Raw genomic sequence first — 14,010 nt, forward strand, 5'->3', positions numbered from 1 at the left:
CAATATCATGAATTACAAAGATTTTTATACCAAAAGCATCCATCATCCTGAAGAATTTTGGGCTGATCAGGCTAATGCAATTGAGTGGTACAATAAACCGGAAACTATTTTGTCGAAAGATGAAAATGGATATCCGCTTTGGTACAAAGATGGAGAATTGAATGTTTGTTATTTGGCACTAGACAAGCATATTCAAAATGGTTTTGGAGATCAAGTTGCTCTTATTTATGATTCACCTGTAACGCAAACTGTAAAAAAATATACTTTTTCGGAAGTAAAAATCGAAGTGGCAAAACTCGCAGGAGGCATGCAATCATTGGGCTTGAAAAAAGGCGACAATGCCGTTATTTATATGCCAATGATTCCCCAAGCTGCCTTTGCAATGTTAGCTTGCGCAAGAATTGGAGTAACACATTCTGTAGTTTTTGGTGGTTTTGCACCGCATGAATTGGCGATTAGAATTGATGATTGCAAACCCCGAGTGATTATAACTGCTTCTTCAGGAATCGAAATTGATCGCTTAATCGCATACAAACCATTAGTGGATGAAGCAATTGAACTGGCTTCACACAGACCAAAGAAAGTAATTGTTTTCAATAGAAAATTAGGTGCGAGAGTTCCGTTTAAAAAATATGATGTTGATTATGATGCCTTAGTTTACGGTTCTGAAGAAACTGCTTGTGTTCCGGTAAATGCAACACATCCTTTGTACATTCTTTACACATCAGGAACAACAGGAAAACCAAAAGGAGTAGTGAGAGATACCGGCGGTTGTGCCGTAGCGCTAAAATTCTCCATGACACATATCTATAATGTAAAACAAGATGAAGTTTTCTGGGCTGCATCGGATGTGGGTTGGGTAGTTGGGCACAGTTTTATCGTTTATGGCCCTTTAATTAATAGAAACACGACAATTATTTTTGAAGGAAAACCAATAAGAACCCCAGATTCCAGTACGTTTTGGAGAATAATTGCCGAGCACAAAGTCAATGCAATGTTCACGGCTCCAACAGCTATTCGTGCTATTAAAAAAGAAGACCCTAACGGTGATTTTATAAAACAATACGATTTGAGTTCGTTGAAAACTCAATTTCTGGCAGGAGAACGTTGTGATGTTGCTACCTTAGAATGGTATTCAGCACACATTCCTGTTCCCGCAATCGATCATTGGTGGCAAACAGAATCAGGTTGGCCCATGATTGCCAATATGATGGGCGTTGAACAATTACCTGTAAAACCCGGTTCCGTAGGAAAAGCCGTTTGCGGATATGACATCAAAATTTTTGGCGAAGACGGAACTGAATTAGGTCCAAATGAAGAAGGCTATGTAGTACTCAAATTACCTTTGCCTCCAGGTACTTTACTTGATTTATGGAATGACAATCCTAGATTCAAAGCAGGGTATTTGGATAAATTTCCAGGGTATTATTTCTCTGGTGATGGCGGATTTAAAGATAATGAAGATTACATTTTTATCACCGGAAGAGTTGATGATGTAATCAATGTTGCAGGACATCGCCTTTCGACTGCCGAAATGGAGGAAATAGTTGCTTCCCATTCATCCGTTGCGGAGTGTGCCGTTATTGGAATAAATGACGCATTGAAAGGACAAATTCCTTTGGCTTTGGTTGTAACCAAATTAAATCAAAACATAGAGCATTTTCAATTGCAACAAGAAGTAATAAAATTAGTGCGTCAAAAAATTGGAGCCGTAGCTTCCTTGAGAAATGTAGTCCTTGTGGAACGACTACCAAAAACACGTTCGGGAAAAATCCTCCGAAAATTAATGCGCAGCATTGCAGATGGTGATGACTTTCAAATCCCATCAACAATTGATGATGAAAATATCGTTGGTGAAATTGACACTGTATTAAAGAAATATGAAATTGGAATTTATAATAAAAAACAAGAATAACTAAATTTATCTAAAACATGAGTCGCTATAAAATTAATACTCTAGAAGAATACTTTAAAGAATATAAAAAATCAGTCCGTGAGCCGAGAAAATTCTGGGACAAAATTGCTGCTGAAAACTTTACTTGGTACCAACAATGGGAAAAAGTAGTTGATTTTAATATGGGCGAAGCCGAAATAAAATGGTTTACCGGAGCCAAAGTAAATATTACTAAAAACTGTATCGACAGGCATCTTACCAAAAAAGGGGATAAAACCGCTATTATTTTTGAACCTAATGATCCAAAAGAGGAAGCATTGCATATTTCCTATAATGAATTGCACCAACGTGTTTGCAAAATGGCAAATGTATTGCGGGAACAAGGCATAAAAAAAGGGGATCGTGTTTGTATTTATTTACCAATGATTCCTGAACTTGCCATAACAACTTTGGCTTGTGCACGAATTGGAGCCATCCATTCCGTTGTTTTTGCAGGGTTTTCGGCTTCAGCTGTAGCTACCAGAATTAATGATAGTGATTGTAAAATGGTTATCACCTCAGATGGGGGTTATCGCGGTAACAAAACCATTGATTTAAAAGGAATTATTGATGAATCGTTGCTAAATTGTCCCGGTGTTTCAAACGTTTTGGTAGTAAAAAGAACCAATACTTCAATAAACATGAAAGCGGGTCGTGACCAATGGTTGCAACCTCTTTTAGACGAAGCTTCAGATAATAATGTCGCTGAAATCATGGATTCCGAAGACCCATTATTTATTCTTTACACTTCTGGTTCAACCGGAAAACCAAAAGGAATGGTACATACCACTGCCGGTTATATGGTTTACACCGCCTATACTTTCAAGAATGTATTCAATTATGAAGAAAATGACGTTTTTTGGTGTACCGCTGATATTGGATGGATTACCGGACATTCTTATATTCTTTATGGTCCATTATTGAATGGCGCAACAACCGTGATTTTTGAAGGAGTTCCCTCCTATCCTGACTTTAGTCGTTTCTGGGAAGTAATCGAAAAACATAAAGTCACTCAATTTTATACCGCACCAACCGCTATTCGTGCTTTGGCAAAAGAGAGCTTAGATTTCGTTCGAAAATTTCCTTTAAAATCACTTAAAGTAATTGGTTCAGTAGGAGAACCCATAAATGAAGAAGCTTGGCACTGGTACAATGACCATGTTGGAGATAAAAGATGTCCAGTTGTGGATACTTGGTGGCAAACCGAAACTGGAGGAATCATGATTTCACCAATTGCCTTTGTGACTCCAACTAAACCTACGTATGCTTCCTTACCATTACCCGGAATTCAGCCCGTGCTTATGGATGAAAAACGCAATGAAATTGAAGGTAATCAGGTTACCGGAAGTTTATGTATTAAATTTCCTTGGCCTGGAATCGCCAGAACCATTTGGGGAGATCATCAACGATACAAAGACACTTATTTCTCTACCTTTCCAGGCAAATATTTCACTGGCGACGGTGCTTTGCGTGATGAAGTAGGCTATTACAGAATTACGGGTCGTGTGGACGACGTAGTTATCGTTTCAGGACATAATTTAGGAACTGCACCTATAGAAGATGCCATTAATGAGCATCCTGCTGTTGCTGAATCCGCCATTGTAGGTTTTCCTCATGATATCAAAGGAAATGCCTTGTACGGCTTTGTTATTCTAAAAGAAACTGGGGAATATCGTGACAGAGAAAATTTGACCAATGAAATTAATCAACAAATTTCAAATCATATTGGACCTATTGCTAAACTGGATAAAATTCAATTTGTTTCCGGTTTACCAAAAACCCGTTCGGGAAAAATTATGCGTAGAATTCTACGTAAAATAGCCGAAGGAGATTATTCGAATTTTGGAGATACCTCAACATTGTTGAATCCCGAAATTGTAGAAGAAATCAAAAATGGCAAAATTTAAGTTTTAGTTTTTAATTGTAGTTGAAAACTGTTTCATTTATGGAGCAGTTTTTTTGTATAAAAAAGGCTGTCTTTTTACGGACAGCCTTTCAACTTTTATTAATTATTCTTATATTTTTAAAAACTTCATAACTTGAACTTCATTGTTCTCGTTATACGCTTTTACTATATAAAGTCCTTTATTCAAATCATTAACGGCATATTGATAGGATGCAGCCTGACTTGTATTAAAACTTTTTACCAATTGTCCCGTGATTGAAAAAACTTGAACTTTTGAAGTATTCGTATTTAAAGTAAAATAATTAGTGGCAGGATTTGGATATAAATAAATCCCGTCTTTTTTCTCAAAATTGGCAATTGCTAATGAAGCAACTTTATTACCATATATTCTAAACTCTCCTGCTGGAATAGCTATTGTCGCAGCAATATTAGTAACATTTATAGTCGAATTATCCATCAAATTGTACCAAGTTCCAGTATATGGAAAACCAGTTGAAACATTTTGAGCAGAGACATCAAAATTAGCCAGTATCAGTACATCTTTAAGTTGCGTTGCCGCCAAAGCGCTATTGACAATCTTGATATTAGGAATTAATGAAGTACCACTTGCCATAGTCGCAGTTCCTAAAAACACAGGTTCGTTTATCTTTAAAGCAATCATTTTTGCCCAATCTGTATAAATTTTATTTCTACCGGCATCGCCTAACCAATTATTTACCCATTGCGGCTGTGGTTTCTTGTCTAGCTTACAATCCCCTGAAATTGCATCTGCAGATGTATTTACTGATCCATCATTACACGTATAAATAGAAGAATCCCATCCTAGTTCACCAAAATGCCAAATCATTTTTGGCCCCGGAACAAGTAGAGATACTGCTCCTAAAGCTGACATTCTGGAAAGTGCAGTTGCTGGAGTTTTTACGTTATATCCGTTTAGATTAGCACCGTATTGTATATTTTTATACATCAAGCGTTCTTCATCATGACTTTCAGCATAACCTATCAATCTGTTTTTTGTAAATCCGTGGTTAGTACTGTTCATTCTGGAAATATCATTGTTAGAATTATACCCCATCGTCAATTGATTGTAAGGATCTGTCATTTTACCCCACATCATCACTCCTTTACTTGGTGTTTCAGTAATTCTATAATTTGCCCATTGCTGTTCTTCCGTATCTGTTCCTAAATGTTCGAAAATAGTATAATGTGTTGGATCTAAACTCCAGGAATAATCAGCATAGTCTTTCAATATAGCAACTCTGTCTGCTTGATACGCATTGGTACAATTTTCATCACTCGCAGTGCAGTTTTGCGTGAAACCTTTGGTTAAATCCCAACGGAGACCATCAATTTTATATTCTTGAATCCATTGTTTAACTACCCGTTTTACGTAATTTTTTGTCAATAGTGAAGCATGATTAAAATCTTCACCTACACTATATGAATGTTTTGCTACCGTATTGAAATACGGATTTTCAGTTGAAGGTGATCCCCAACCGTCACCATCAGGATCGTTCATCCACATACGAACCATTGGATTACGTCCAAAAGCATGATTCAAAGCCACATCAAGAATTACCGCAATTCCGTTTTGATGACATACGTCTATCAATTCCTTGAATTTAGTGGAAGTTCCGTAAAACTTATCTAAGGCCATGTGAAAAGAAGTATTGTAACCCCAACTTTCATTACCTTCAAATTCCATTACCGGTAATAATTCAATAGCATTTATTTTTAAATTTTTGAAATAATCAATTCTGTCAATTACACTTTGATAACTTCTTGACGCATCAAAATCTCTTACCAAAAGTTCATAAACTACTAGTTTTTCTTTTTCTGGTTTCACAAAATTAGTCGTTGCAACACTCCAGGCATATGCCGTTTGCCCTGTTTGCAACACAGTCACTTCTCGCTCTTGACCTGCAGGATATACAGGAAGAGAAGGATAAGACAAAGCTGGAATATAAGGATCATCATCCGGAGACAATACTAAAGTAGAATAGGGATCTGCAGTTTTTACTAAAGATGGTGTTCCTGCAATAGGTGTTGCATCAACCACCCAATATTGATAGGTGTAATTTATACCTGCTGTCAATCCAGTTAATTCCAACCAAAATTTACCAGAAACGGGGTCTTTTTTCATCGAATAGGCCGAGGTCGGCTGCCAATTATTAAAACTTCCTCCAACATATACAAAATCCTTTAGCGGAGCGTCTAAAACTAAAGTTGCTTTTGTAGCATCAGCAGTGTTATAATTGATTCCATCAAGTAATCCGGCAGGCATTGCCGCACTAACTGTTCCAGGATTTACAATTACACTAAAATTTTTGGTAATGGTAGTACTCCCTTGGGTTACTTCTAATGAGTAATTTTTATTACCGGTAACATTTGTATCGCTAAAAGTATAACTTGCTGTACTCAAATTTGTATTTATACTCGTGCCATTTACTTTTAAGTTATAACTCGCATTTCCTCCAGTGTTGTTTGCAGCAACATTGAAACTTGTTCCTGAAGCAATAATCGCAGTACTGTTTTGGGCTGGTGTTGTTAAATTTACTTGAAAAGCTCCAACATTAAAAAAAGTATCAGCGGTCTGCATATTCCCGGCATCATTTCTTAATACCACACAAATTTCTGTAACAGAACTCGTATTGGGAATTCCAAAATAAGTATATAAATCAGGAGTCAGATCTAATTTATATGTAGTCCCAGAAACTAACGTTAGTGCAGGCTGTGTTGAATTATTCCCCCAAGTTCCTTTAACATTTTGCCATCTTGTTCCATTAACAGTCAAACCTATATGCGCATATATTGTACCAGTATATGCGGCTAATGGCGTTCCCGTTTTATTGAAATTAAGCGTAACAACTCCACTAGCAATTGCAGGTGATGGCGTAGTTGTAAACTGTGCAAAACTAATAGATGATATCAGTAAAAATAATAAAGTAATTTTTTTCATTTCATTTATTTATTAAATTTATAAAAAAAGGGCTATCCATAAGATAGCCCTTTCAAACATTAAAATACTAATTTTTTGTAAGCGTGTATTTGTAATTTCTAGGAGAACTCAAATCTAAAGTTATCGTATAATTTCCAGCAGAAGGAACTTTAATGTTATCGCTATTGAAGTCCAATATTCCATCAGCACCTTTATCACCATAATTTACTTTCCAATCATCATTTGCTCTAAATTTTATTTCAGCAGCAGTTAAATTTAAAGTAACAGTCCAAACCTTAGTTGTTGGATTATAAGTCATATCATGATCATTTCCAGCAACGCCTTCTGTACCGCCTGCTGGCCAACCTAAAGGAGTCCCAGATCCTGTTACCGACCATGCAGTAAGAGTAGCTTTGTATGTCAATTTTTGAGTATCGGCTTCCATTAAATAATAACCTGCAGTTTTAGGAGTTGGCAAACCCGCATTAGACTCTCCTGTTTGCAAAAGCAAACCTGTATATGTTCCATCAGGTCCTGTAGCATTCCCATAATCTCCATTAAAACTTGTTGTTTGAGGTATAAATTTAAACTGAGCAGAAGTATTATTGATATTAACATATCCTTCAAAATCAGTTTTTCCATATCCCGATGCTTCTATGGAAGGTAAAGTTGGAGCATTAGTCCAGTCATCGCCATAGCCACTAATTTTTAAAAAATTACCAATAAGATATAATTTAGGATTTTCAGTAGTGTAAGGTGTAACAACAATTCCAATTACATTAGAATACATTGGAGCCAAAGTTCCAGCAGTTGCTTTAATTCTTACTTGAAATTCACCAGGAGTAAAAGGTGTTGCTTTTAATGATAATGCAGCTCCATTTATTGACGCTACTGAAACAGACACTTGGTTTTGAGAAGGCAATGAACTCCCTATTTCTTTAGGTGTTTTAAACTCATTCCCTTTTGTATCCATTTCAACTACATAATCCACTTGAACATCTCCTCCAAAATTGGCTGATTTCCATGTAAAACGCTCTGCTTGAGCAGTTGCATTTTCAGGTTTTAATATATAAGCCGCACCTGCAGTTGGAGCAGTCAATACAGGAGCATCTACTCCTTCAATAACGGGTCTGTCTTGAACATCTTCTACACTACAAGACAAAGCAACTACTGCAAATAAAGCTATTATTGATTTAGTTATATTTTTCATTTTTATAAAATTTTTTAATTATTAATATCCAGTATTTTGTTGCAATTTTTGGTTTGTGGCTAACGCTTTTGCCGGAATAGGAAATAAATCTCTGAACGATTGCGTAGGTGAACCAGATGCTGAACCACCTTTCCAAGGCCAGATATAACTACCTCCGGTAAATTTTCCAAAACGAATTAAATCCGTTCTTCTGTGTCCTTCCCAGTGTAATTCTCTTGCTCTTTCGTCAAGAATAAAATCTAATGTTAAATCTCCTTGTGTTACCGTTGCTCCTTTAGCTCTAGTTCGCAATGCATTTACATAAGTAGTTGCATTTGCAATAGTAGCACCAGCGGCACCTCTCACGGCACATTCAGCATACATCAAATAAGCATCCGCTAAACGAAAAATTGGAAAATCCGCATCAGAGAAGTTACCCGCTTTATCTGAACCTTGCTTACCATTCACATCAACATTTCTAAATTTTTGAATAGCATAACCATCAGTGAAATTACTAATATCTTTAATTTCTTTTGTCTGACCAGCTTTATAGAATTGTCCACGAGTATCAGTAGTATTTGCATCAAATTTATCTACAAAAGCTGCCGTGGTTCTTATACCACCCCATCCACCATTAATTCCAAAGCTTGCCGCATTCATGCTACCTCCAACAGGAGCATGTGTCAAGAAAGTAGTTCCACCATATGTTTGAGTATGAAGACCATCAAAAGCTATAGCAAAAATAAATTCGTTTTGAGCTCCGTTTTTATCATTATCAGCCAAAAATAATTGGTTGTAATTCGTATGTAAAGAATATGCTGAACCTGTTATTTTTGAAATCAAAGGAACTGCTTCTGCATAATGGTCTGTACCAATATATACTTTAGCGTTCATGTATAATTTAGCTTGTAACATCCAAGCAGCAGCTTGATCTACACGAAATGCCTCATTTGATTTTGGTGCTTTTAACAATGGAGTAATCGCTGTTAATTCGTCATCAATAAATTTGTATAACTCCGCTCTTGTAGCATATTCCGGATAATAAAAAGTAGTTGGAGAATCCTCCGTTACTAAAGAACCACCACCAAAAGTATCTATTAAATGCCAATACGTTATTGCTCTTAAGAAACGAGCTTCTGCTCTATAAGTAGCTATTTCAGCTTTCAAAGTTGCATCTATTCCTCTAGCGGTTAATTTTTCATCCGTAGTTTGACGCAAAAACTCATTACAGTTTACAATTTGAAAAGAGAAACGAGCGAAAGTTGCATTGATGAAATTATCCGAAGTCGTCCAAGCCTGAGAATGAAAATCCTTAATAGTTCCATCATTCCATCCAATAACCGCTTCATCAGTAGTTAATTCTTGCATCATCCAGTATCCTCTAATGTATTGACTTGTACCTTCATCAATACCAGAAATATCAGGTGAACCAGCAGGTCCTTGTTGACCTGAAGTAGCAAAACCAGCATATAATTTGGCTAGATTTTGTTTATAGGATTCTGGTGTGCTAAAAAACTCAGATCCAGGGATAGAAGATCCAGTATCAGGTGATTGATCTAGTTCACTTGTACATGATGGGAATACCATCACCAACAGTAACAAAGAAATGCTCAATAATTTTTTTTGTATATTTTTCATTTTTCTTGTTATTTGAATTAGAAATTAACGTTTAGCCCTAAAGTGAAAGTAATAGGTCTTGGATATAAATTTTTATCTATACCTCCAGAAATCTCAGGATCTAATCCACTATATTTAGTAATGATAAGAACGTTTTGAGCAGCTAAGGTTAATTTAACTAATGAGCTTGAATTTGGTTTTTGATTAAAAGTATACCCAACACTTACATTATCTAACCTGATAAAAGAAGCATTTTGAATATAATAATCAGAATGCAGTTGCAAATCATTTGATTTAGCAAAACCTGTTTCTAAAAGATTAGCAACTCCGTTATTCAAATCTGTATTTCTTGTTAATACATTATTGTAAACTCCTTTATTAGAATCTACGTTGTTGTAATTAAAATTACCCCAAGATCCTCTCCAATTCATTCCCATGTCCCAATTCTTATAGGTAACACTTGTATTAAATGCATAAAACACATCAGCTGCAGGCTTATGAAAACGGTATTTATCATCCGCATTCACAACACCATCTTTATTTCTATCTATAAAAATTCCGTCAAGTGGTTTCCCATCTGCTCCATAAGCTTGTTCATAAACTAAAAAAGTATTAGGAGAATATCCTACTTGGTGATTTTGAATATAGTTACCTGTTCCTCCATCTATACTTCCTACGTCAGTAATTCCTGGAGTGTTGTCCTGAGTTGTAGTCAATTTAGTAATTTTAGAGTCTTGGAAAGTAATATTACCACCTATAGTCCATTCTAAATTAGCTGTTCTTACAGGTACTACTTCTGCCGCCAATTCAATCCCTTTATTGTCTATTGTACCAATATTATAATTGTCTGCATTTGAGAATCCAAAGAATGCTGGATTATCTGTGAATAACAATAAATCTTTAGTGGTTCTTTGATACGCATCAATTGTACCTGTAATTCTGTTATTAAAAAGTCCAAAATCAACTCCTGCATTAACGGTAGTTGTCTGTTCCCATTTTAGATTACTATTGTAAGGTTGCGGTCTATATGTTGTATAGAAAGTATTTCCTAATTGGTATTGCGCAGCACTGTTTGAAGCTAAATACAACGGAATTGAAGGATATGGATTCCCAATGTTCTGTTGTCCTGTAATACCCCAACCACCTCTAAGTTTTAAACTAGAAATAGCAGTTACATCTTTCAAGAAATTTTCTTCATTCACTTTCCAAGCTACAGCTACTGCAGGGAAATTTGACCAACGGTATTCAGGTGTGAATCTTGAAGTTCCATCACGTCTGTACGACATCGTTACTAAATACTTATCCGCAATCGTTATATTAGTTCTTGCAAAAAAAGATTGCAAATTAATACGAGTTGGCGTAAACAATTCTTCTGTTGTTAGGTTATTTTCAAAATTATAACCTGACTTATGTTTAGATTCCTTAAAATCTTGATAAGAATACCCACCTGTTACATCAAATTGTGTAGCGATTGATTCTATTTTTTTGTTGTAGTTTAAATACAAATCCATTAGCTTATTGTTTCTGGATTCAATATTTTTATACGAATTATTATATCCAGAACCTTTAAGTCCATTACGATAATCAGCTGCTGTATTACCATAACCGGTTCCACTCATTTCGTCGTAACCAAAATTAGCAACTGCTTTCAATTCTGGCAGAAAATGCATTTTATAATCTACTTGTACATTTCCTAGACTTCTATAAAAACCACCATAATTATTTTGTTGCTCAATTTGAGAAACTGGATTCACACCCGCTAATTGATTAATCTCTGTAGGCGAAGTCAACCATTGAAAGTAAGTACCATCTGCATTTCTTACAGGCTGAGTTGGATCAAAACCAACAGCACCACCTATAGCACCACTATTACTGTAATTACTGTTTATTAAAGAGGTATTATTATTAAACTCAATTTTTAAATGTTTGTCCAAGAAATTACCCGTAACGTTAGCGCCTAAAGTTGTTCGCTCTACATTATCTCTCTTCAAGATACCACTCAAATTAGCATATCCTACAGAAGCTCTATAAACTACATTATCCGTACCACCACTTAATGCGATATTATGATCAGTACCAATAGCGGTTCTGTATATTTCTTTCTGCCAATCTGTGTTAGCACCACCCACTAATGCTTGTTGAGCAGCATTACCATTAGTCGCCACAAAATCTCTGAATTGTGTGCTTGATAAAGCATCCACTTTTTTAGTGATTTCAGAAACTTGAAGATTTGCATTATAGCTTACTTTTAATTCGCCTGATTTTCCTTTTTTGGTAGTAATAATAATTACTCCATTTGAGGCACGAGAACCATAAATAGCCGTTGCAGAAGCGTCTTTCAATACCGAAATAGATTCTATATTATTTTGATTAATCGTGGCCAATGGATTTCTACCACCTTCTACACCACCATTTGCAACTGGAATCCCATCAATAACATACAAAGGATCATTATTTGCTGATAAGGAAGACCCACTTCTAATTCTAATAACAGGATCTACACCTGGAGAACCACCTCCATTAATGATTTGCAATCCCGCTACTTTTCCTTGAATCATTTGATCCGCAGATGTTACCGGTCCTTTATTAAAATCTTTTGATGTCAATACAGTAACTGCTCCTGTTGCATCTTTTTTCTTAACGGTACCGTAACCCACTTGGATTACAACTTCTTTCAGTTGATTTGAATCTTCTTCCAAAGAAACACTTAATGCTTTTTGGGAATCAAAATTGACAACAGTATTTTTGTAACCAATAAAAGAAAATACGACTTTATCGCCTTTCTTAACATTTGATAACTGATATTTACCATCAAAATCTGTTGAAACGCCATTTGTAGCGCCTTGTACATTTACATTTACTCCTGGAATGGGTTGTCCTGAAACTTTGTCAAGAACAACACCATTAAGAGTATTCTGAGCCAGAATACTAAAAGGTAGTAACAGTAATAAAAATAACAACTTTTTATAAATTGTTTTCATACTTTTTGTTTAAATTAATTTGAATTTTGGTTGTTTTATTAAATTTTAATTTTACTTCGAATTTCAAAATTAGATAAATATCAACGTGTCCGACAGAAGCACTTTTTAATTGGCTTACGAAAACGTGGTAGTGTTGAAAACTTTGTAATTTATATTGACATTTACTGAGAAAATTACAATAAATAAAAAAAAATCTTATCTTTATTACGAATTGAATATTACAATACCACTATCATGAAAAGAAAAGTCACCCTTAAACAAATTGCAAAAGAACTTGATGTATCCATTTCAACCGTTTCAAAATCACTTAGAAACAGTCCCGAAATAGGGGAAGAAACCAGGCTAAAAGTTCAGGCATTTGCTAAATTTTACCACTACAAACCCAACAATATTGCACTCAGTTTAAAAAACAGAAAAACAAAAACTATTGGGATTATTATTCCGGAAATTGTCCACCATTTCTTTTCAACAGTTATTAACGGAATTGAGCAGGTTGCAAACGAAAATGGATATAGCGTTCTCATCTGCCTATCGGACGATTCATTTGATAAAGAAGTACTTAACATGGAAATGCTTGCTAACGGAAGCATTGATGGATTTATAATGTCACTTTCGAAAGAAACGCAATTCAAAGGTGATTTTCATCATATTACGGAAGTTATCGATCAAGGAATGCCTGTAGTAATGTTTGATAGGGTTGCCAATGAAATTCTTTGTGACAAAGTAATCATAGATGACAAGCTTGCCGCTTACGAAGCCGTTCAAAGTTTAATTGATAAAGGAAGAAAGAAAATTGCACTTGTTACAACAGTTGATTATGTGAGTGTAGGCAAACTAAGAACCGATGGCTATATAAAAGCTTTATTAGATAATGACATCCCATTCAACGAAAACCTAATTATCAAAATTGAAAATGTTGATACTTGCGAAATTACTATTGGAAAACTATTGGAAGACAAAGCCATTGATGCCGTATTTGCAGTAAATGAGCTTTTTGCAGTAACCATAATTAAAACTGCAAATAAAATAGGATTAAACGTCCCAAAAGACTTAGCTGTAATTGCATTTACAGATGGAATTATATCTAAATATTCAACCCCGACCATTACAACCGTTAGTCAAAGTGGTATAAAAATGGGAAATAAAGCCGCAAAAATGCTTATTGAAAGATTAGAAGCAGAACAGGATGATGATGAAGCAGAAAATTATAAAACAGAAGTAATCGAAACCCATTTAATCGAAAGAGAATCTACCAATTAGATTTTTAGACTTCTTAAATGAGTTAGATTTTTAGACAAAATGCCGCATTCTATAATAGAGTAGTCTTTGTCCAAGTCTAATTCCGAAGTTTCTGGACTAAAAAATCCAAGTAGTCTAAAAATCTAAGTAGTCTATTCTCTATTATATTCATTACTACAACCTTGTAGTTGATAATCTTTTACTTTA

The 14,010-nt window shown here is 35.2% G+C and carries 7 protein-coding genes; 3 read left to right on the top strand and 4 right to left on the bottom strand.

Features of this window, described 5'->3' with window-relative positions; all coding sequences use genetic code 11:
- Positions 1-7 precede the first annotated feature (7 nt).
- Both ACM55H_RS14685 and acs read left to right on the top strand, forming a co-directional pair.
- Complete coding sequence (locus tag ACM55H_RS14685) at positions 8-1,915, top strand: AMP-binding protein (protein WP_416837218.1); 1,908 nt, start codon at positions 8-10, stop codon at positions 1,913-1,915.
- A gap of 17 nt (positions 1,916-1,932) precedes the next feature.
- Positions 1,933-3,840, top strand: a complete 1,908-nt coding sequence (gene acs / locus ACM55H_RS14690) for an acetate--CoA ligase (RefSeq protein WP_416837219.1) — start codon at positions 1,933-1,935, stop codon at positions 3,838-3,840.
- Positions 3,841-3,948: 108 nt separating this feature from the next.
- On the opposite strand, the gene ACM55H_RS14695 is transcribed toward acs, so the two are convergent.
- From ACM55H_RS14695 to ACM55H_RS14710, 4 genes are all read right to left on the bottom strand, one after another.
- The gene (locus ACM55H_RS14695; protein ID WP_416837220.1) at positions 3,949-6,798 is read right to left on the bottom strand and encodes an alpha-amylase family glycosyl hydrolase; all 2,850 of its coding nucleotides are present in this window, start codon (positions 6,796-6,798) and stop codon (positions 3,949-3,951) included.
- 67 nt (positions 6,799-6,865) lie between these two features.
- The gene (locus ACM55H_RS14700) at positions 6,866-7,987 is read right to left on the bottom strand and encodes a SusE domain-containing protein (RefSeq protein ID WP_416837222.1); all 1,122 of its coding nucleotides are present in this window, start codon (positions 7,985-7,987) and stop codon (positions 6,866-6,868) included.
- 21 nt (positions 7,988-8,008) lie between these two features.
- Positions 8,009-9,604: a RagB/SusD family nutrient uptake outer membrane protein gene (locus ACM55H_RS14705; RefSeq protein WP_416837223.1), complete on the bottom strand. Its 1,596-nt coding sequence runs from the start codon at positions 9,602-9,604 to the stop codon at positions 8,009-8,011.
- Positions 9,605-9,621: 17 nt separating this feature from the next.
- A complete protein-coding gene (locus ACM55H_RS14710) occupies positions 9,622-12,564 on the bottom strand; it encodes a SusC/RagA family TonB-linked outer membrane protein (RefSeq protein ID WP_416837225.1) in 2,943 nt (980 codons plus the stop codon).
- Positions 12,565-12,798: 234 nt separating this feature from the next.
- On the opposite strand from ACM55H_RS14710, the gene ACM55H_RS14715 reads away from it, so the two are divergent.
- Positions 12,799-13,824, top strand: a complete 1,026-nt coding sequence (locus ACM55H_RS14715) for a LacI family DNA-binding transcriptional regulator (protein WP_416837226.1) — start codon at positions 12,799-12,801, stop codon at positions 13,822-13,824.
- The last annotated feature ends 186 nt before the right edge of the window (positions 13,825-14,010 follow it).

The organism is Flavobacterium cryoconiti (genome assembly GCF_048158645.1).
GTDB classification, from domain to species: Bacteria; Bacteroidota; Bacteroidia; order Flavobacteriales; family Flavobacteriaceae; genus Flavobacterium; species Flavobacterium cryoconiti.

Excerpts from the sequence above, each read along its gene's own strand:
- ACM55H_RS14685 (WP_416837218.1), top strand. The coding sequence starts at position 8 with ATGAATTACAAAGATTTTTATACCAAAAGCATCCATCATCCTGAAGAA.
- acs (WP_416837219.1), top strand. The coding sequence starts at position 1,933 with ATGAGTCGCTATAAAATTAATACTCTAGAAGAATACTTTAAAGAATAT.
- ACM55H_RS14695 (WP_416837220.1), bottom strand. The coding sequence starts at position 6,798 with ATGAAAAAAATTACTTTATTATTTTTACTGATATCATCTATTAGTTTT.
- ACM55H_RS14700 (WP_416837222.1), bottom strand. The coding sequence starts at position 7,987 with ATGAAAAATATAACTAAATCAATAATAGCTTTATTTGCAGTAGTTGCT.
- ACM55H_RS14705 (WP_416837223.1), bottom strand. The coding sequence starts at position 9,604 with ATGAAAAATATACAAAAAAAATTATTGAGCATTTCTTTGTTACTGTTG.
- ACM55H_RS14710 (WP_416837225.1), bottom strand. The coding sequence starts at position 12,564 with ATGAAAACAATTTATAAAAAGTTGTTATTTTTATTACTGTTACTACCT.
- ACM55H_RS14715 (WP_416837226.1), top strand. The coding sequence starts at position 12,799 with ATGAAAAGAAAAGTCACCCTTAAACAAATTGCAAAAGAACTTGATGTA.